The organism is Salinicoccus cyprini (assembly GCF_007713705.1).
Lineage (GTDB): Bacteria > Bacillota > Bacilli > Staphylococcales > Salinicoccaceae > Salinicoccus > Salinicoccus cyprini.
Map to the genome: position 1 here is coordinate 41,759 of NZ_VMSJ01000005.1, position 18,128 is coordinate 59,886.

Consider the following 18,128-nt stretch of genomic DNA (forward strand, 5'->3'; position numbering starts at 1 on the left):
ATGTCTCCATGAAAAGAACAGCGAACTATCTTTTTATGTAAGATAGTTGACAACTGCCTTATGATGGACTATATTACATTATAAGATAGTTGATTGGAGGAAGTTTATGTCGGTATCGAACCAGATGATGAAAGGTTTGCTGGATGGTGCCATACTGGGGCTGATTGCCCAGGGTGAGACGTATGGCTATGAAATTCTCGAAAAACTGAAGGAGAAGGATTTTCCGGAAATCAGCGATGGCAGCATATATCCGGTGCTGCTGAGGCTGAGCAGGAAAGGCTATGTCAGTACGCAGACGAAGAAATCGGATACGGGAGGCCCGAAGAGAAAGTACTATTCCATTACTGAAAGTGGTCTTCATGAACTGGAGATTTTTCGAAGCAGATGGACCTATCTTAATAAAGGAATGAATAATCTGATGAGGAGTGTTGAAAATGCTGAGTAGGAAGTCGGAGAAATTTCTGCTGGATCTGAGAGTGGAGCTGATGGCCCGGGGCAAAAGCAGCGATGACATTGAAGAGATGGAGGAGGAATTGCGTGATCATCTGACTGAAGCGGAAGCACATGGCAAAAGCGTCGACAGTGTTACAGGCGGCTCAGTGAAGTCATATATCCGGTCGATATCGGAAGAGCTGTCACTGGAGCCTGGACTGAAGCAGAAAGGGACACAGCTCATCATCTACCTGTTCGGCCTGTTCACCATACCAAGGCTGATCAGCGGACAGTTCGAGCTATCCACTTCGATGATCATATATTATCTGCTCGTCATTCTGTTCCTGGGCTATGGATCGCTCTATGTCATGAAAGAGATGATTCTGAAGTTTGGGGACAGTAAAAAAACATATATCTATTCGATTCTATACGGCATCATCATATTTGCCGGAATGGTCGGTGGACAGTTCCTGATCCGTGCCCATCCGGGATTCGTCATCTATGAAGGCAGCCCGAACTTGAATTTCATCATCGGATTGTCACTGCTCATCATTGTAGTCGCCGTCACCCTGATCATGAGACGTTGGTTCTTTGCACTACTGCCGATTCTGCTGTCTGCACCCGAACTCATCGCAAGGTTCGTAACTGATGGCGCTTCGCCGACGAGCGAGAACTACCTGATCATTTCAAGCATCTCGCTGTTCGTCTGCTCCATCGTCATCATGAGCATCCTGTTATATACGGGAAAAAAAGGAAGGTAAGAAAAGTGAGTCATGAATAGCCTATCGGCAAATGATAATTCTGGCAATAAACGAGGAGGCAGCATACCGTCTGGCATGCTGCCTCCTTCCCATTTCTATTCTTCCAAGACCGCATCCAGAAATTCTCTGTTTACGAGACCCTCGATATCATCAGATGGAATATATCCTGCTTCCATACTGATTGTGGCCATCTCCTGAAGTACATCCTCATTGATTTCATATGCCGGGTTCAGTCGGTTGCTGGCTTCGAGTGTTTCATCATAGTCGAGTGTATTGCCTGTAATCTCCTCGATATGATCAACGAAGATCTGTACGGCTTCTTCATTGTTGTTTTCGATGAATTCAATCGCCTGGAGGTGTGCGCTCAAATAGTCCTGTGTAAGTTCCGGGTTGTTGTCTGTGAATGCATTGTTTGCTGCTACGACTGTCGTAGTCAGGTCGGTACCCCAGGCGAATTCTTCTTCATCAAGCAGGATGGATGCATCGGCCTGATTTTCCAGGAAGACGCCCCAAGGCTCCTGTGTGGCTGCTGCATCAACATCCCCCTGCAGGAAGAGGGTGGATGTATCTGCAGGTGCCTGCGGTACGAGGCTCACTGTGCCGCCGGCATCCTCGATGTTCAATCCGACTTCCTGCAGTTCTTTTCTGAGCATGATGTCCTGTGTGGAGCCGATGGTCGGTACAGCGACACTTTTGCCATCAAGGTCTTCAACACTTTCGATACCTGAACCTTCTGCTGTAGCCAGGACGGCTCCTCCGTTTACAGCACCGGCAATGATTTCATGCCCCGAGTTGCGCTGATACGTCGTTGTAGCAGGTGTCGGACCGACGGTACCGATATCGAATTCATCAGTGGACAATGCTTCCATGAAGGCACTGCCGTTCGGGAAAGTCATGGTTTCGATAGTGATATCTTCTCCGAATGCCTCTTCAAAGTAACCCTGTTCCAATGCAACGATTGTCGCGATATGTGTAAAGTTCGGGAAATAAGCGATGCGTACCTGTTCAGCGCCATTTTCGGCACTGCTGTTTTCGCCGCCGCATCCTGCAATAAGTACAAGCAGCAGGGCAGCAAGTGGCGCCATTATTTTTTTCATAAGATTGATCTATCCTCTCGTATTGGATTTACGTTCTGAGGCCCCATCGTCTTGCGACGGAGCGCTCCATTCTCAGGAATACTTGGCTGTCGATGATGGTTCCGATGATGCCGATGACGATCATGATGGAGAGGACGAGATCCATGGCCTGGATGGACCGTCCGAGGTCGAGCAGATACCCGAGGCCGCCTGAAGCGCCGAGCAGCTCACCGGCCATGATGGCACGCCATGCAAATGCCCAGGCGACGCGCAGTCCCGATATGATGTGCGGCACTGAAGCGGGTATGATGACGGTTCTGAGCAGGTGGGGACCTGAAGCTCCGAGCGTCCGTGCGGCATCGATATAGATGCTCGGCACATTTTTGAATCCGGCACTCGAGTTGACGGTCATCGTCCATGTCGCCCCGATGGCCACGATGAACAGTATGGCGACATTGCCGAGGCCGAACCAGACGATTGCGAGAGGGAACCATACGATACTGGGTATGGACTGCAGCGCAGTAACGAAGAATCCCAGTGTATCATCGACCCATTTATAACGGGCAATGAGAAACCCGAACGTCAGTCCGAGTACGACAGCAATGAAAAATCCGATAAGAAGGCGCCCGAGAGTGATGCCGGTCGCTTCCAGTATCTGACCGGATATTATGCCATCAACCAGTGTCTTCATTACGGTGACACCCCCCGGATCATTGGGGATGATCAGGGGCGGAAACATGAAAGTCGGAAAAAGCTGCAGTTTAGATATGACTTCCCATATCGCTATTATCACGGTCACGAACAGAATCCGTCTTATAACGGTAGTCATCGCCAAATTCCTCCTTCAGTACTTTATTCATCTCTTCTTCCAGTTCAGCCATTACACGCTTCTCCAGATCGACGATGATACTGTCGGAAGGATTGCGTGGTCTTGAAGCCTGGACATTGAATGTCTGCTTGATCGTGCCCGGTCGCGTGCTCATCAGGAGCACCCGGTCGGATAGCGTCAATGCTTCCCGGATATTGTGGGTGATGAACAGGATCGTCTTGCCTGTCTTCTGCCAGATATCCTGAAGCTCCTGATGGAGTATCAGGCGGGTCTGCTCGTCCAGAGCAGCGAAAGGTTCATCCATCAGCAGGACGTCCGGGTCCATGACAAGGGCCCGGGCAATCGCCACACGCTGCTTCATGCCACCTGAAAGTTCATGAGGATAGGCATTGGTGAAGTTGGCCAGATGGACCATCCGTAGACCTTCCATTGCCTTCTCTTCTGCTTCGACCCGCTTCATCTTTTTGATTTTAAGACCATATGTAACATTCTCCAGCACGGTCATCCATGGGAAGAGGCCGCCTTCCTGGAATACAACGACACGATCGGTGCCGGGCCCTTCAACAGGTGTACCATTGACCTTGAGGTCACCTGATGTCGGATGGCTCAGTCCTGCAATCAGCTTCAGGATGGTCGACTTGCCGCATCCGGAGGGACCGAGCAAAGATACGAATTCTCCTTCTTTAATACTGAAGTCGATGTCCTCGAGTACATGGAGCGAATCGTTTTTTCCTTTGGTATATGACTTGTTCACTTTATTCAGATCCACTTTCATTGCATAACTGCCCTCCTTTTAATTCATAGTTATATGATAAGAATTATATATGAGAGGAAAATTAATTACAAGTACATAAGTAGGAATTAATAAAATGCTGGTTATTGGGGGTGGGTGCTTATAGTCGGGGAAAAGTGAAAGTTATTTTGTGATTCATGATGGTTTCCGAAAGATTGAACCTTCCAACTTCTGTATAATGTGGATGTATACATAATCTACTGGAACGGGTGATTTTTATTCAAACGCTATATTTGATTCTGACTGTCGTTGCACTGACTTTTCTGCTATCTGCAGGCATGACCATCTACGAAAAGTATAAAGTGAAGCGTGACATCAAAACACTTTGGGATAGGAAGCAGGCTTTATCCGACAACAACAATCCCTATGTTCATTACCATAACTATTTCGTCAATATCATGGAAAATGAAGATGCGGAGGATAGAAATGTTGTGGATGACCAGACTTGGAGCGATCTCGACGTCGGCCAACTGCTGCCGAAGATCAACTTTACATTTACGACGATCGGTGATGAACTGCTGTATGCCTCGCTCAGGAATGCGACCGAAAGCAGCGTCATTGACGAAGATCTGATCGAGAGGATAACGGATGACCGTTCATATCGGGAGCGGATTTCATATGCGCTTGCGAAACTGGGCAAATCGAGGAACTCGGACACAAGCAAGTTCATGTATGAATTCAGACCAAGAATGGAATATAACCCATTGTTCATACTGCTGTCTCTGCTGCCGATCATCGGCGTATTCCTGTTCTTCATCCATCCACTACTGGCAATTGCGACAGTACTTGGAGGGCTCGGCGTCAATCTCTCCATATCGCAAAAACACAAGGCCTCGACAGGATTCGACTATCCGGATATCTTCCACGCCATCAATATCATCATTGCAGCAGGGAAGCTCAATCCTGAATACAACCGCGAAGGGCTGAAGCGGCTGTCATTCATCAGCCCGCTATCTGTGACAGATGAAAGCGCGGGTGAAATGAACATCGGGCTCCAGCTGTTCATTGGACTGAAATCCGCGTTCCTTCTGGACTATCATCTGTACCACCAGATCATCAGGTCACTGAGCAGGAACCACACGTTATATGGGGAAAGCTGGCGCTATCTGGCCGAACTGGACGTGAACTACAGTGTGGCACTTTGGCGGGTGACGCTGCCCTACTATACTGTGCCGGAAGCAGCGGAAGCGGCGCACATTAGCACGGATGATCTCTATCATCCTCTGCTCGCAGATCCGGTGGAAAACGATCTGGAATATGATAACGACATTCTGCTGACAGGATCGAATGCTGCCGGCAAATCGACCTTCATGAAGACACTCGGTCTCAACGTCATCATAAGCAACGGTCTCAACACATCGACGAGCACGGTTTTCAAGTACAAGCCGGGCAAAGTCATTTCCTCGATGGATATTACGGATAGCGTCATCGAAGGGGACAGCTACTTCATCAGCGAAATAAAATCACTGAAGCGGATCATGGAGGAAGTGGAGCACCTCAGCGGCAATGTCTACTGCATCATCGATGAGATTTTCAAGGGGACCAATACTGTGGAGAGAGTCGCTGCAGCAGAAACGGTACTGCGCTATCTGAATGAAAGAGCAGACGTTTTCGTCATTGCGGCAACCCATGATATGGAACTGACCCATCTTCTTCGAGACCAGTATACCTTCTACCACTTCAGGGAACATCTCGAAGGTGATGACATCTACTTCGACTACAAGCTGCGGGAAGGTGTCGCTTCGACCTCCAACGCCATCGAACTGCTCAGACTCTACGATTTTCCGGATGCAGTCTATCAGGAAGCGAAGCGCAAGGTGATCAGTCAATAGATATTGGGAAAACGAATTCGATGCAATCATCAGTTAATATGGAATAAAAAAAGGTTTTTCGCTGCACCTCGACAGGGCAAGTGAAAAACCTTCTTCTTTATATATGATTTATGCTAGTGGTGGCCTCCAACAGCATTGTTCTCTCCGGGTACAAGTTCTTCGAGCAGATCGAATTCATTGGCGCTAAGGTGGCCGACCATGAAATACTGGAGTGGTGTGGCTTTTATTTCGCCGGTCGATACATGCGCCTTTGCAAGATAGAGGCCGGTCATCTCTATATCAATGGGTGCAACGTATATTCCGTCTTCTCTACGTGTGGCAGAATATGTCGTGCTGGTCGAAGGGTCTTCCGCTGCATTCCATACTTCCACACTGACGTCTGCAGTATCAACGTTTTTCCCGTCTTTATTGACCTCGATGAAGAGTGGCTGGTCTTCTGCTGCATCCGGAATGCCACGTGCATCCATTGTCACTGATATTTCAGGAATATCGGTATACTTCTCATGGGTTTCACTGCTTACACTGCCGCAGGCGGTCAGCAGGGCTGTTGCGAAGATGGCGAACAGTAGCCTATACATCAATCAGTCCTCCGTTTCTCTTTGACATTCAGCCATTTTCTGAGCATCGGTACTCTTTGTACGATAAGCAGATCGAAAAGGAACACTGCAATCAATGAAATTCCGACAAGCGGGAAGAATATTGCCAATACAATCAGAATGATGAAAGGTACTTTATGATGGATCAGCCTGTCGGAGGCAGGTGCACCGGTATTGCCCTGCGGTTTTCTTTTGAGCCACATCCAGAAGCCGGTGATGATCATGCTGATGAGGCCGAGACATATGACAAGGCCGAACAGCTGGTTGATCAGCCCGAACTGGAGTCCTTTATGGGTGGTGATGCCGAGTGCCATGACTTTTCCGATGAAGCCGTAGTCCTGGAAGCGGTAGTCTGCAAGGGTGACTCCGGAATACTGGTCAATATGGACAGTGGCCTCATCCTGAGCCTGGTTCGGGAAGGTCGACAGTGTGAACACCCCTGTCTCACCACTTGGATAGAAGATATCATATGTAGGATGGACACCCATTTCCTCAGCACTGGCGACAATATCGTTGATGGAGACTGGAAGGCGGCCGGAAAGATTTTCAGACCTCGGTGCTGGCAGATCTTCTGCTGCCCACGAGACATCTGCAATCTCTTCGGTTTTCACACCGGATTCCGGTGCGGGTCCGATCCAGATGGACGGTGGATAGCCGGCACCACTCATGGTGGTGATATTCTGCACACTATTGCCCCACAGTCCGGTCCAGAGCATGCCGGTCAGAAGGAAGAGGAGCAGACCGCCGGACCACCAGAATCCAGTGACAGCATGAAGGTCGCGGATCATGATCTTCCTGCCCTGCTTCAGACGGGGGAGCAGTATGCCGCTGATATCCTTCGCTTTTCTTGGAAACCAGAGATAGAGTCCCGTGATGATCATGATGATCGTCCAGCAGGCAGCGAGTTCGACGATCCTGTCACCTACCGTACCGGCCATCAGCTCACCATGGACCTTTTCAATGATATCCATGATGCGCCTGTCATCATTCAGTATACCGAGAACTGTCCCCTCATACGGATCGACGAAGACTGTATAGGAAGTTCCGTCCTCGGTTGCGATGGCGACCTCAGCAGAGCGCTCGGGATCTTCACCTGGGCGGTAGCGGGTGACACTGCCTTCTATTTCATTCTGTGCAATATTTACTTGTTCTTCAGGCGCCAGACGCTCTCCCGTGGCCTCCACCTGATAATAATCTTTATATAAAGCGGCTTCTATGTCATATTTGAAGAGATAGACTGAGCCGGTAATGGCAAGAAGGAGCAGTATCGGCGTAATGATGATGCCTGCATAAAAATGCCAACGCCATATGGCAGCATAGCGTTTCCTTTGCGTTTTTTTTCAATTCATTTCCTCCTCAATACGTCAAATTATATATGATAGCATGCTTAAGAAATAGGGTTAAGGCGAAAATGTAATAAAGGCGACAAAATTCCATCCAATTCAAAGGGTTGGCATTATCCGGATTAGTTATTACATATACGACAGATCTGGCAGAATGGATCAGTCACAGTACGTTCAAGAGAAAATAAAAAGCGAACGGACCAGAGGTTCACTGGTCGTTCGCTGTAATGGATCGTCATTGTATTCTGCTTGCATCACTGTCGATATTTTTACGGTTCCAGAACCTGTTTTCATTTTTAAGCTCATGGATGGCAAATGCAATGACCGTCACGATGGTAGCGATATCGATAATCTCATTGAAGATTGTATGCCCCGGCCATATGACTTCCAAGGTCTGTAGTATCGAATTTATCGCATAGAGTATAAGCACACTGGCAAATGCTTTCTGGAACAGGCCCTTTGAGTATTGAAAGATTTTGATACCGACAAAGATGACTGCGATCATGATCATCACTCTGAGAATGGTAAATATGCTGCTTTCATGGTTGAACAGGAAGAACTGGTCGAAACGGTCATGCAATGAGAATATGATGTAGAGTTTCGTGCCTGCAAAAAGAACAATGAACAGGATGGTGGTCACTGTCTGTTTGGCAGGTCCTCTGAACGCTTGCTGCTTGATGCTTCTATTCATCAGCGGGACCATGAGGAGAACCAGGAAAGGCACGGCAATCAGGAGCCATGAAAAGGCCAGGCGGCCGACAATGATGACGCATAGAAAGTAGATGAATGTATAGTAGCCGAGCATGAGTTTGTAGTCACGCCAGAAACCGCCGGGTGATCTGCCTGTGCTTGAAGCCAGATCGAGCGCATAGGACTTCGGATCACTTCCGAACATTTCGGTGAAGGATGTGTGCTCTGTTTCATAGAAGTGCGTCATCATTTCGTGGAGGATATCCCACTTTTCGGCTGCATCCACATAATGGGCATCAAGTACACCTTCAAGCTCTTGGAAATGCAGCCGATCTGGCTCATCGAGTGTCGATAGCATATGTCTATATTCTCTTTCGAGCGGGATAGTCATTGGGATCCTCCTCAAATATCTGATTGACTGCATCGTCCAGTTCCTGCCAATGGAGCTCAAATTCTTCGAGGTACTCTTTGCCTGCCTCGGTGATCTTATAATACTTCCGCATTGGCCCTTCTGCAGATTTGACACGCCTGCCGGTAATATATCCGGCCTTCTGCAGCTTGTGGAGTAGGGGATAGATGCTGCCTTCGCTGACCATGCTCAAATTGAATTCCTTAAGCCGGAAAATGATGTCATAGCCATAGAGTGTCTCTTTCTCAATCAGTTTCAATATGCATCCTTCGAGAATGCCTTTCAGCATTTGCGACTTCAAAATCCCACATCCTTGTTTAACAACTTAGCGCCAGTATAGAACATATCCTGTAGCTTGTAAAGCAAGGTAGCTAAAAAAAGAACAGCTGGAATCATATCCAGCTGGTTGTACTACCATTCTTCAATATCTCCGCGTACCTTGTAGGACAGGGTCTGCCCATGCCGGGATTCCAAGTTTTCTTCCACTTCTTTCAATGAAACACCCTGGTGCTTCAAAAGGACGAGCATGTGATAGAAGAGATCGCTCGTCTCATTTATAAGTTCCTGGCTGTCGTTGTTCTTGGCAGCAATAACGACTTCCGTCATCTCCTCGCCGCATTTCTTGAGGATCTTGTCGATGCCTTCTTCAGTGAGATACTTGGTGTAGGAGCCTTCCTCAGGATTGTCGACTTTACGTTCGACAATCCGGCTGAGTGTCTGCAGACTGAAGTGATCATCGCCGAAGCAACTCTGTGTGCCGAGGTGGCATGTCGGCCCTTTTGGATCGACCTGGATGAGCAGTGCATCAGCGTCGCAGTCGAGGGCCATGCTCCTGACGACCTGGATATGTCCGCTCGTCTCACCCTTCTTCCAGAGACGCTCCTTGGAGCGGGAATAGAACCACACGACATTCTCTTCGACGGTCTTCTCGTAGGCGGCTTCATTCATGAAGCCGTTCATCAGCACCTGGCCGGTACTGTCGTCCTGCAGGATGACGGAAAGAAGTCCATTGCCTTTGTCAAAATCCGGTTTCATATGAATCTCACCTCGATTCCTGATTGATGGAGATCTGTCTTAAGATCCTTTATTTCTACTTCCTTGTTGTGAAAGATGGATGCCGCGAGACCGGCGGATACACCGGTTTTCTGGAACAGTTCGGTGAAATGGTCGGCTTCCCCGGCACCGCCGCTTGCGATGATTGGAATATCCACCATTCTGTTTGCACGCTCGAGGAATTCGATGTCGAAGCCCTGCTTGACGCCGTCATGATCCATGCTGGTGATCAGGAATTCCCCGGCACCAAGTGATGCACACTGTGCAATCCATTCAAAAGCCCGGATATCGGTCTTTTTCGAACCACCGTGGGTGTGGACGAAGTAGTCCTTTTCCTCCGGGTCATACTTCACATCGATTGCGACGCATATGCACTGGCTGCCGAATACTTCGCTCGCCTCACGGATCAGCTGCGAATTTCTGATGGCTGCGGAGTTGATGCTGACTTTGTCCGCACCGGCGTTCAGCAGCTGCCGGATGTCATCGACTGTCGAGATGCCACCACCGATCGTCAGGGGGATGAATAGTGTTTTCGCGGTGGCACGGATGACATCGATCATCAGGTCGTGCCCATTCTGAGTTTTGGAGATATCGAGGAAGACGAGTTCATCTGCGCCTTCTGCGTTATATCTTTTTGCGAGCTCCACCGGATCGCCGACATCTCTCAGTCCGACGAAGTTGACTCCTTTGACGACACGGCCTTCTTTAACATCGAGGCAGGGGATGATACGTTTCTTGATCATCTGATATCCCTCCAGAAGTCATCATTGTGGCTCGCCTTGCCGACGATCGCTTGAGTAATACCCATCGATTCGAGCTGATCGAGATCCGTCTTGTTTCTGACACCGCCGCTCGCAATGACCGGATGCCGGGTGAGCTCGCTGATCCGCTTTGTATTGTCGAAGTTTGGCCCCTGGTTCATGCCATCCTTGTTGATATCAGTATAGATGATGCCGGCGATATCAAGGTCTTCAATCTGTCGGATATAGTCGTCGATGGTGATGCCACTATTCTCTGTCCAGCCGTTGATGTAGATATCATTCTCTCTGGCGTCGACACCCACAAATATGCGGCCCGGGTATTTTGCAACGACAGAACCGAGCCATTCAAGTTCCGTGATGGCTCGGGTGCCGAGAATGAAATAGTCGATGCCGATGGCGTCATATTTTTCGAGCGTTTCGGTATTTCTCAGTCCACCACCGATCTGGAGGGGAAGGGCAGTTCTGGTCTTCAGTTCCTGTATGACTGTCGACTCCTGGGCATTCTGCTTCAGTGCACCCATCAGGTCGACGATATGGATGCGGGAAACCTGCTCGAAACTGCTGTAGAAGGCGATGGCCTCCTCTGGTGTACGCTTCATCGATGTCTTCTTGTCATAGTCGCCTTGTGTCAGACGGACGTTCTGACCGTCGATGATATCGATTGCTGGGATGATGTTCATCTATAGTCCTCCTTCGATGGCCTGCTTCAGCATGTCCACACCGATGTCTCCGGATTTTTCCGGGTGGAACTGGATGCCGATGATATTGTCTTTTTTGACGACCGCCGGTACGGTCACGCCATATTCTGCTGTGGCGATGACGGAGTCTGTATTTTCAGCCATGAAGCTGTGTACAAAGTAGACATCCTTGCCGTCCAGCACAGGGCTCTGGCTACTGAGTGTATTCCATCCGAGGTGTGGCACGGGATACGGTGTTTCCATTCGAGTGATTTTTCCTGACAGCAGGCCGAGGCCTTTTGCATCGCCTTCTTCACTCTCTTCAAAAAGCAGCTGCATGCCAAGACAGATGCCGATGAAGCGCTTCGTTTCAGCCAGTGCCAGCAGATCTTCCCTGATGCCGAGGCGATCGATGGTTTCCATGGCATTGCCGAAATGGCCGACCCCCGGCAGCAGAATGGCGTCGCAATTTTTCAGGTCTTCATATTTGCTTGAAAGGATATATTCATATTCTAGCTTCTCGAGTGCATTTTTTATGTTCTGTATATTTCCTAGGGAATAGTCTATGATACCGATCATTCGATGACACCCTTTGAAGAAGGGATGCCTGCATCACTCGGTGCAAGTGCGTCCTTCAGGCTTCTCGCAAATGCCTTGAAGATGGCCTCGATCTCGTGGTGCGTGTTACCACCTTTGAGCAGATCGATATGCAGTGTCATCCGGCTGTTCATGCTCACTGCATTGAAGAACTCCATGACCAGTTCCGTATCGAACATGCCGACCTTCTCTTTCGAGAAGTGTGCCTGGAAATTGAGGTGCGGACGGCCGGAGAGATCGAGTACCACACGTGCCAGAGATTCATCCATCGGTATATAGGTCGTGCCGTAGCGCTGGTAGGATGATTTTTCCACATAGAGTTCCCGGATCATCTGACCGAGAATGATGCCGACATCCTCGACAGTGTGGTGATCATCCACTTCAAGGTCACCGTCTGCTTCAACACTGAGATGGAGGCCGGAGTGGAAGCTCAGCAGTGTCAGCATATGATCGAAGAAGCCGACTCCGGTCGAGAGGGTGGAATCGTCGGGTGATTTGCCTTCATCAAGTGCTATGGATATTTTTGTTTCCTTTGTCACGCGTTCCTTCTTTATCATACTGATTGCTCCATTCCTTGATTAGTTGGTTGAAACGTTCGTAGTGTTCGCTTCCGATGATTGAATATCTGACGGCATTCTCAAGCGGTGCCTTGTTGTATATTCTCGGCTGGTACCCATGCCCTATGAGATAGTCGGCAAGATCACGGGCATTGTCGCCATAGGTCAGGATGAAGTTCGTGCTGGATTCGATGATGTTTATTTTATCACATGCGTATCGGAGTGACTCGGATAGCTGCTTTTTCGAATCGAGCTGGTAGCGGACAAATTGGTCAAGTGCTGTTCGATCACTGAAGACCTTGCTGGCCAGATTCAATGATAGTGAGTTGACCGGATAAGGGTGGTTGAGACGGGTGATTTTATCAAATGTCTCACCTTTGGCAATCGCAATGCCGATCCTGAGTCCCGCCACACCGAACATCTTGCTGAGCGTCCGGATGATCAGTACATGCTTACCTTCCGGTCGTGTATATGCCGGACCGAATTCGAAGTAGGCTTCATCGAGTACGAGATAACCGCCTACCCTTTGCATGGCATCGGCCAGTGCCTGGAGTTCTTCCGCCCTGAACATGCGCCCGGTCGGGTTATGCGGCACGGATATCAAAAATAAAGACGGCTCGTGTATTTTTATTTCTTCAATGACCATATCGAAATCGAATTTGAAGTCTGAATCACATGAAATAGTATGAACGGGCACATCCACCTGATTGGCGTACTCATGATACATGACGAAATCTGGATCAAGTGTCATGACGCCATTCCGACCGAGTGTCATGATGGCTTTCTGGATCCATTCGTCGGATCCATTGGCCACTTCAATGGCGCCTGGGTCGATATCATAGTAGCCGGCATACAGCTGTTTAAATTGATTTATTTCGTCTCCCGGATATTCGTAGATTTTTGTCGCCTTGATGACTTCGGCGATGGCGTCGTCACCAAGCGGGGAGATCGGGCTCGTATTGCGGTCCATATGGATCATGTCATCACTCCGTTCGAATGTGTAGGGATTGGTAGTGGGCATCCAGCTGCTCGCGTCTGGCGATGGTCTTTGCTGGCCCCGCGATTTCGCTGTAGGTGCTTTTTTCAAGTGAAATCACCGCATGGCTCGTCAGGAAGTCATTGACGTTCAGTCCATGGCTGAACCGTCCGGTCTTATCGGTCGGCAGTACGTGGGAGGGGCCGGCTGCATAGTCGCCGATGGCTTCCGGTGAATAGTACCCGTTGAAGACAGCACCCGCGTATCTGATATTGCGGATGATTCGATCTGCATCACGATGCTGGATGGAGACGTGCTCCGGTGCGATATGGTTGATCATGCCGATCAATGCTTCCTGGGAATCGACGACGGCGTAGTGGTTGTTTTTTATGGAACCTTTGATGATGTCACTGCGTGGCTGATCATCCATCAGCTGCTTGAGACGGTCTTCTATGGTTCTAATGACCGTTTCGTCCTCACTGATCAGAAATGTCCGTGCGTTCACGTCATGCTCGGCCTGTGCAAACAGATCATAGACGATGGCGTCGATGTGGACGCTCTCATCGACATAGATCAGAATCTCACTCGGTCCGGCTATCATGTCGATGCCGACTTCACCGAACAGCAGTCTTTTTGCGAGTGCCACGTAATAGTTGCCTGGGCCGACGATCTTGTCGACTTTAGGAATCGTCTCTGTACCGTAGGCAAGTGCCGCAATCGCCTGCGCGCCGCCGACCGTATAGACATTCTCGACGCCGCAGATGTAGAGAGCGGCGAAGGTGATGTTGTTTTCTTCGAACGTCGGTGTAACGACGTGGATCTCCTTGACGCCTGCCGCAAGTGCCGGCACAACGGTCATCAGTACACTTGAAGGGTAGAGCGCTGTACCACCGGGTACGTAGACGCCGACTTTCTCGATCGGGTGGTAGACGTACTGGAACTCGCCGTTATCCATATCTGTATACTTGATGCTTTCCTGATACTGCTCAATGCGTTGCTTGATGGTCTGGAGTGCTTCCCGCTCCTCATCGGAAATGGCGTCATAGCTCTCCTTCAGTGCTGCCTTGTCCACTTTGAAGGTATCCAGTGTCTGATTGTCGAACTGCTCAGTATAGTCATGGAGTGCCCGGTCACCATCCGTCCGGACCTGCTCTATGATCTCCATCACACCTTTATAGTCATCGAAACCGGCAGAGCCGCGCTCCACACCGAAAGTCGATTTGAATTCTGCGACATTCATTCGATCACCCCGATTTCCTTGATGAAGTCATAGATTTCGTCCTCTTTCGTATAGAACGTCCGCTTGTTGGCAATCAGCCTGGCGTGGATCTCCATGATCTTCTCATGTTCGACGAGTCCATTGTCGCGGAGCGTACTGCCTGTCTGGACGATATCGACGATGCCGTCGGACAGACCGAGCAGAGGTGCGAGTTCCACCGAACCGTTCAGATGGATCAGGGAGACGTCCTGCCTTTTATTTTTGAAGTGGGTGTGGGCGATGTTCATATACTTCGTCGCAATGACCTTGAATTCCTGCTGCTCGGGCAGTGCAGCCACCGAGAAGTGGCATTCGCCGAACGGCAGCTGGGAGACATTTAGGATATTGAAAGCATCCTCGGCGATGATGTCCGAACCGACAATGCCGAGATCCGCTACGCCGCTTTCGACATAGGTCGGTACATCCGGTCCTTTGGCGAAGATGAATTTGACGTTATCGACAACAGTATATAGCGACCGTGTCTCTTCCTCCAGCGCCTCGTTATAGACGGTCAGGCCGTTCTCATTCATATATTTCAGGAAGTCCTTGAAAAGGCGCCCTTTTGTCAATGCCACTGTAATCATAGCAATCCCCCATTAGATAGATTCACTGCAATGCCGAAGGCGCTGCTGTTGTATTCCCCGCCACTGAGCAATGGATAGTCGTGGTTCAGGAACGCCTGGAAATAGAAGCCGTTGTAGTAGGACTGGGGCGAACGGAACGACAGGTCGAGGATGAATTTCATATCGTATTTCGCGAGCAGCTGCTTCAGTTCCTCCATGAAACGCATGATATCACTGTCGCCGAATTCCGCATTCACCAGGTCGATCTGGTCGCTCACCTTGGCCGATAGCAGGGTGTAGAGGGAATGCGTGCCACCAAGCCGTTTTTTTATTTCCGACAGGTTTTTCTCGTGGACGAGCGTACGGATGTCAGCATCGAGCGCATATTTTTCGATATACAGATCAAGCAGCGTATCGTCGTTCACAACGATGGACTGGAATGTTTCGTCATATCTTTCCGTGATGAACGACAGGTGCATATCGATGCCTGAAAGAATCTCTTCGTTGGAGGGACGATACAGTTCGACACCTGCCTGATAGAAAGTTTTATAGTCCCTTACCACCGGTCCGAAGTAGCCGAAGAAGCGGTCGTCGAGTGTATAGTTTTCATTGTAGTTCAAAAGCGAGCGCGTCCAGTCGCTGCGGATGGAGAAGAGCTGTTCATTCTTCTCGAAGATGATGGTTGAAGAATGATGCCGCTTGTCGTCGATATTGAACGGTTCCACCATATTCATATCGACCAGCTGATAGTTCTCATCAGCAAGCAGCTGTGTATAATCCTGTGCAAATTTCAGTCGTCGGATGATCAGTTCATTTTTCATGTGGAATCTCCTTTAATACTTTAGCGTGATAAAGAATAATCAATAAGTTTGATGATAGCAAAATAAACTGACAATGACAAGATGTTTGATGCAATTTTGTTTAATACTTTAAAACGCTAAAGTGATTTGTTATGATAATCGTATTAATGGAGGGAAGTATATGCAGATAGATAAACTGAGGGGCAAAGAGCTGGATGATCTGTTCGAGGGGATACTGAAGCTTGAATCGGTTGAGGAATGCTACCACTTTTTCGACGATTTATGTACGACGAACGAACTCGTTTCATTGAAGCAGCGTTTCCAGGTGGCCAAGATGATGAAGGAAGGATACACGTATTCAAAAGTGCAGGAGGAAACGGGCGCTTCGAGTGCGACAGTCTCCCGCGTAAAGCGGTGTCTCGACTATGGCAGCGAAGGCTACCACACAATCATCGACCGGATGGAATGAATGACTTTGACCTGGTCAAAGTCATTTTTTTCAGTAAAAATTAACGGAATTATCTAAAATGGGTATGATATTAAAAAAGGAATGGGGTGTTGGGATTGGGAAGACGAATCATCAACAGTGCTGCTGCTTCGCTGGTGACAACTCTCGCTGTTTTGACAGTCAGCTTTCTGATACTGCTATTTTCGAGTGCAGAAATTGATCGTCGTACCGGATATTTCGGGGCGATATTCTTCGAAGGTATACCGACGTCTCCAGATGCCTTCAATATGACGTTTGGAATCAGCAATATAATGCCTGTCATTTTTACATTCATCGCTCTTACAGTGACCTATTATTTCATCCTCCGGTTGTTTTCAAAGAAGGGATAGCACATTCTGATACAGTGAATATCATATTTCAACCACTCTGAACGTGTTTCTGACTTCTGCAGTCAGGTCATCCGTCCGCCACTCCCGCTGATAGCCGAGGCACGGACAGATATACCGGATGCCGTCTTCTTCAAACTGATGGCGGAAATGGACGTGTCCCATGATGCTGTAGCGGATGGGGTAGTCCTTATAGAAGGTGTCGAAATCGGATGTACCGATGAAGGCATTGTAGAAGTCGAACAGTCTGTGGGGTGTGGGCACGGTGAATCTGTGATGGGTCACGACATGGGTCATCAGTATGACGTTGCGGTCTTTGACCGTCTCGAGGTCCTTCTGTACCGATTCGGCAAAGGTGCGGGAGAGTTCCGGATCATCGACCGGCCAGTCGATTCTGACCTTATCCTGCCATGTACCGCCGTAGAACTTACCGCTTGCAAGCTTCTCCAGGGTGAAGCGCGGATCGGCATAGGAGTAGTCATACCAGCCGCTATGGCCGACAATCGCCCAGTCATCGTCCAGGATGAGCGGAGACTCGATGAGGCATTGGGGATGTTCCTTGTAGAACCGGTACACTTCCGTGCTTGAAATACCTTCCGGCTGCCAGTAGTCGTGGTTGCCTGGAACAAAACGGATATCGATATCTGTCGATTCCATCAGAGACTGGATAAAATCAGAAGTGGTCCGGTAGTCATTGGAGATATCACCGGCAATGAGCAGCAGGTCGATGTTTCGCCCGAGAATTTCACGGGACAGGACCTGCCTGAAGTCTTCTATTGTATATTCCGTCCTGATCCGATCGATATGCAGATCGGCGATGATGCCTATTTTCATATTATCTCTCCATCGTATTCATATACTGAAAAATTTTATGGGTATGACGGGTCGAAGTCAACTGAAGTGGATTCAAAGAACCAGCATGCATATTTCCTAAAAGTGGAAATACGAGCCTCCTACACCAAGGAGGCTCGTATTTTTGACACCAGCTATGAGTTCTATTGCTGACTTTAAGAGACTACCGGATATCCAAGTTTTTCGATGACTGCCTTCAGTTCATCCGGTGTTACTTTATTTTTATCGTAACCGGCTTTTACTTTGTTGGAGCTGAAGAGGACTTTCACTTCTTCGACACCCTCCATTTTCCCTACTTTGCCTTCGATTCTTTTGATGCAGGAAGGGCAGGTGAGGGGCTCCAATTGGAATTTGACTGTGTTCATTTCAATCTCTCCTTTATTTTTTCTATCTCAAGTATAGAATGTCCATTCATATCATTCCTTGACGCCCATCAATT

The 18,128-nt window shown here is 48.9% G+C and carries 23 protein-coding genes; 5 read left to right on the forward strand and 18 right to left on the reverse strand.

Going from position 1 to position 18,128, the window contains the following annotated elements; genetic code table 11:
- The first annotated feature begins 106 nt into the window (after positions 1 to 106).
- Entirely contained in the window at positions 107 to 445 is a 339-nt protein-coding gene (locus tag FO441_RS10635; RefSeq protein ID WP_145289822.1) for a PadR family transcriptional regulator, read from the forward strand.
- Entirely contained in the window at positions 435 to 1,193 is a 759-nt protein-coding gene (locus FO441_RS10640; RefSeq protein WP_145289825.1) for a hypothetical protein, read from the forward strand. Before FO441_RS10635 ends, FO441_RS10640 begins: the two co-directional genes overlap by 11 nt.
- Positions 1,194 to 1,288: 95 nt before the next feature.
- Here FO441_RS10640 and FO441_RS10645 read toward each other — a convergent pair whose 3' ends face one another.
- The 3 genes from FO441_RS10645 to FO441_RS10655 are packed head-to-tail and all read right to left on the reverse strand — an operon-like array spanning position 1,289 to position 3,873.
- Positions 1,289 to 2,290 (reverse strand): ABC transporter substrate-binding protein, encoded by a 1,002-nt coding sequence (locus FO441_RS10645; protein ID WP_145289829.1) that lies wholly within the window; start codon positions 2,288 to 2,290, stop codon positions 1,289 to 1,291.
- Positions 2,291 to 2,318: 28 nt separating this feature from the next.
- A complete protein-coding gene (locus FO441_RS10650) occupies positions 2,319 to 3,098 on the reverse strand; it encodes an ABC transporter permease (RefSeq protein WP_145289831.1) in 780 nt (259 codons plus the stop codon).
- Positions 3,031 to 3,873, reverse strand: a complete 843-nt coding sequence (locus FO441_RS10655; protein WP_145289834.1) for an ABC transporter ATP-binding protein — start codon at positions 3,871 to 3,873, stop codon at positions 3,031 to 3,033. Before FO441_RS10655 ends, FO441_RS10650 begins: the two co-directional genes overlap by 68 nt.
- Positions 3,874 to 4,100: 227 nt before the next feature.
- Here FO441_RS10655 and FO441_RS10660 point away from each other — a divergent pair, with 227 nt between their 5' ends.
- A complete protein-coding gene (locus FO441_RS10660) occupies positions 4,101 to 5,723 on the forward strand; it encodes a MutS-related protein (RefSeq protein WP_145289837.1) in 1,623 nt (540 codons plus the stop codon).
- A gap of 113 nt (positions 5,724 to 5,836) precedes the next feature.
- Here FO441_RS10660 and FO441_RS10665 read toward each other — a convergent pair whose 3' ends face one another.
- From FO441_RS10665 to FO441_RS10725, 13 genes are all read right to left on the reverse strand, one after another.
- Complete coding sequence (locus tag FO441_RS10665; protein WP_145289840.1) at positions 5,837 to 6,301, reverse strand: FixH family protein; 465 nt, start codon at positions 6,299 to 6,301, stop codon at positions 5,837 to 5,839.
- A complete protein-coding gene (locus FO441_RS10670) occupies positions 6,301 to 7,629 on the reverse strand; it encodes a PepSY-associated TM helix domain-containing protein (RefSeq protein WP_145289843.1) in 1,329 nt (442 codons plus the stop codon). The genes FO441_RS10665 and FO441_RS10670 overlap by 1 nt, the downstream gene beginning before the upstream one ends.
- 268 nt (positions 7,630 to 7,897) lie before the next feature.
- Complete coding sequence (locus tag FO441_RS10675) at positions 7,898 to 8,743, reverse strand: hypothetical protein (protein WP_145289846.1); 846 nt, start codon at positions 8,741 to 8,743, stop codon at positions 7,898 to 7,900.
- Entirely contained in the window at positions 8,715 to 9,062 is a 348-nt protein-coding gene (locus tag FO441_RS10680) for a PadR family transcriptional regulator (protein ID WP_246095126.1), read from the reverse strand. Before FO441_RS10680 ends, FO441_RS10675 begins: the two co-directional genes overlap by 29 nt.
- A 110-nt stretch (positions 9,063 to 9,172) precedes the next feature.
- Positions 9,173 to 9,802 carry a bifunctional phosphoribosyl-AMP cyclohydrolase/phosphoribosyl-ATP diphosphatase HisIE gene (gene hisIE / locus FO441_RS10685; RefSeq protein WP_425473451.1) on the reverse strand — a complete coding sequence of 210 codons (630 nt, stop codon included), beginning with the start codon at positions 9,800 to 9,802 and terminating at the stop codon, positions 9,173 to 9,175.
- A complete protein-coding gene (hisF, locus tag FO441_RS10690) occupies positions 9,793 to 10,557 on the reverse strand; it encodes an imidazole glycerol phosphate synthase subunit HisF (RefSeq protein WP_145289855.1) in 765 nt (254 codons plus the stop codon). Before hisF ends, hisIE begins: the two co-directional genes overlap by 10 nt.
- Positions 10,554 to 11,255, reverse strand: a complete 702-nt coding sequence (gene hisA, locus FO441_RS10695; protein ID WP_145289857.1) for a 1-(5-phosphoribosyl)-5-[(5-phosphoribosylamino)methylideneamino]imidazole-4-carboxamide isomerase — start codon at positions 11,253 to 11,255, stop codon at positions 10,554 to 10,556. Before hisA ends, hisF begins: the two co-directional genes overlap by 4 nt.
- Positions 11,256 to 11,831, reverse strand: a complete 576-nt coding sequence (gene hisH, locus FO441_RS10700; RefSeq protein ID WP_145289860.1) for an imidazole glycerol phosphate synthase subunit HisH — start codon at positions 11,829 to 11,831, stop codon at positions 11,256 to 11,258.
- Positions 11,828 to 12,406 (reverse strand): imidazoleglycerol-phosphate dehydratase HisB, encoded by a 579-nt coding sequence (hisB, locus tag FO441_RS10705; RefSeq protein WP_145289862.1) that lies wholly within the window; start codon positions 12,404 to 12,406, stop codon positions 11,828 to 11,830. Before hisB ends, hisH begins: the two co-directional genes overlap by 4 nt.
- Entirely contained in the window at positions 12,354 to 13,427 is a 1,074-nt protein-coding gene (locus tag FO441_RS10710; protein ID WP_246095128.1) for a pyridoxal phosphate-dependent aminotransferase, read from the reverse strand. The genes hisB and FO441_RS10710 overlap by 53 nt, the downstream gene beginning before the upstream one ends.
- Positions 13,390 to 14,622 (reverse strand): histidinol dehydrogenase, encoded by a 1,233-nt coding sequence (hisD, locus tag FO441_RS10715; RefSeq protein WP_145289865.1) that lies wholly within the window; start codon positions 14,620 to 14,622, stop codon positions 13,390 to 13,392. The genes FO441_RS10710 and hisD overlap by 38 nt, the downstream gene beginning before the upstream one ends.
- A complete protein-coding gene (gene hisG, locus FO441_RS10720) occupies positions 14,619 to 15,224 on the reverse strand; it encodes an ATP phosphoribosyltransferase (protein WP_145289868.1) in 606 nt (201 codons plus the stop codon). Before hisG ends, hisD begins: the two co-directional genes overlap by 4 nt.
- The gene (locus tag FO441_RS10725) at positions 15,221 to 16,024 is read right to left on the reverse strand and encodes an ATP phosphoribosyltransferase regulatory subunit (protein ID WP_145289871.1); all 804 of its coding nucleotides are present in this window, start codon (positions 16,022 to 16,024) and stop codon (positions 15,221 to 15,223) included. The genes hisG and FO441_RS10725 overlap by 4 nt, the downstream gene beginning before the upstream one ends.
- Before the next feature lie 160 nt (positions 16,025 to 16,184).
- On the opposite strand from FO441_RS10725, the gene FO441_RS10730 reads away from it, so the two are divergent.
- Together FO441_RS10730 and FO441_RS10735 are read left to right on the forward strand one after the other, a co-directional pair.
- A complete protein-coding gene (locus FO441_RS10730; protein ID WP_145289874.1) occupies positions 16,185 to 16,472 on the forward strand; it encodes a YerC/YecD family TrpR-related protein in 288 nt (95 codons plus the stop codon).
- Between the two features lie 95 nt (positions 16,473 to 16,567).
- Positions 16,568 to 16,840: a hypothetical protein gene (locus FO441_RS10735; RefSeq protein ID WP_145289877.1), complete on the forward strand. Its 273-nt coding sequence runs from the start codon at positions 16,568 to 16,570 to the stop codon at positions 16,838 to 16,840.
- Positions 16,841 to 16,861: 21 nt separating this feature from the next.
- On the opposite strand, the gene FO441_RS10740 is transcribed toward FO441_RS10735, so the two are convergent.
- Together FO441_RS10740 and FO441_RS10745 are read right to left on the reverse strand one after the other, a co-directional pair.
- Positions 16,862 to 17,671: a metallophosphoesterase gene (locus FO441_RS10740; protein ID WP_145289880.1), complete on the reverse strand. Its 810-nt coding sequence runs from the start codon at positions 17,669 to 17,671 to the stop codon at positions 16,862 to 16,864.
- A gap of 173 nt (positions 17,672 to 17,844) precedes the next feature.
- A complete protein-coding gene (locus FO441_RS10745; protein WP_145289882.1) occupies positions 17,845 to 18,054 on the reverse strand; it encodes a heavy-metal-associated domain-containing protein in 210 nt (69 codons plus the stop codon).
- Positions 18,055 to 18,128: the final 74 nt, after the last annotated feature.

What these genes read in the sequence shown, in the direction of transcription:
- FO441_RS10635 (WP_145289822.1), top strand. Translation starts at nt 107, where the DNA reads ATGTCGGTATCGAACCAGATGATGAAAGGTTTGCTGGATGGTGCCATA.
- FO441_RS10640 (WP_145289825.1), top strand. Translation starts at nt 435, where the DNA reads ATGCTGAGTAGGAAGTCGGAGAAATTTCTGCTGGATCTGAGAGTGGAG.
- FO441_RS10645 (WP_145289829.1), bottom strand. Translation starts at nt 2,290, where the DNA reads ATGAAAAAAATAATGGCGCCACTTGCTGCCCTGCTGCTTGTACTTATT.
- FO441_RS10650 (WP_145289831.1), bottom strand. Translation starts at nt 3,098, where the DNA reads ATGACTACCGTTATAAGACGGATTCTGTTCGTGACCGTGATAATAGCG.
- FO441_RS10655 (WP_145289834.1), bottom strand. Translation starts at nt 3,873, where the DNA reads ATGAAAGTGGATCTGAATAAAGTGAACAAGTCATATACCAAAGGAAAA.
- FO441_RS10665 (WP_145289840.1), bottom strand. Translation starts at nt 6,301, where the DNA reads ATGTATAGGCTACTGTTCGCCATCTTCGCAACAGCCCTGCTGACCGCC.
- FO441_RS10675 (WP_145289846.1), bottom strand. Translation starts at nt 8,743, where the DNA reads ATGACTATCCCGCTCGAAAGAGAATATAGACATATGCTATCGACACTC.
- hisF (WP_145289855.1), bottom strand. Translation starts at nt 10,557, where the DNA reads ATGATCAAGAAACGTATCATCCCCTGCCTCGATGTTAAAGAAGGCCGT.
- hisA (WP_145289857.1), bottom strand. Translation starts at nt 11,255, where the DNA reads ATGAACATCATCCCAGCAATCGATATCATCGACGGTCAGAACGTCCGT.
- hisH (WP_145289860.1), bottom strand. Translation starts at nt 11,831, where the DNA reads ATGATCGGTATCATAGACTATTCCCTAGGAAATATACAGAACATAAAA.
- hisB (WP_145289862.1), bottom strand. Translation starts at nt 12,406, where the DNA reads ATGATAAAGAAGGAACGCGTGACAAAGGAAACAAAAATATCCATAGCA.
- FO441_RS10710 (WP_246095128.1), bottom strand. Translation starts at nt 13,427, where the DNA reads ATGCCCACTACCAATCCCTACACATTCGAACGGAGTGATGACATGATC.
- hisD (WP_145289865.1), bottom strand. Translation starts at nt 14,622, where the DNA reads ATGAATGTCGCAGAATTCAAATCGACTTTCGGTGTGGAGCGCGGCTCT.
- hisG (WP_145289868.1), bottom strand. Translation starts at nt 15,224, where the DNA reads ATGATTACAGTGGCATTGACAAAAGGGCGCCTTTTCAAGGACTTCCTG.
- FO441_RS10725 (WP_145289871.1), bottom strand. Translation starts at nt 16,024, where the DNA reads ATGAAAAATGAACTGATCATCCGACGACTGAAATTTGCACAGGATTAT.
- FO441_RS10730 (WP_145289874.1), top strand. Translation starts at nt 16,185, where the DNA reads ATGCAGATAGATAAACTGAGGGGCAAAGAGCTGGATGATCTGTTCGAG.
- FO441_RS10740 (WP_145289880.1), bottom strand. Translation starts at nt 17,671, where the DNA reads ATGAAAATAGGCATCATCGCCGATCTGCATATCGATCGGATCAGGACG.
- FO441_RS10745 (WP_145289882.1), bottom strand. Translation starts at nt 18,054, where the DNA reads ATGAACACAGTCAAATTCCAATTGGAGCCCCTCACCTGCCCTTCCTGC.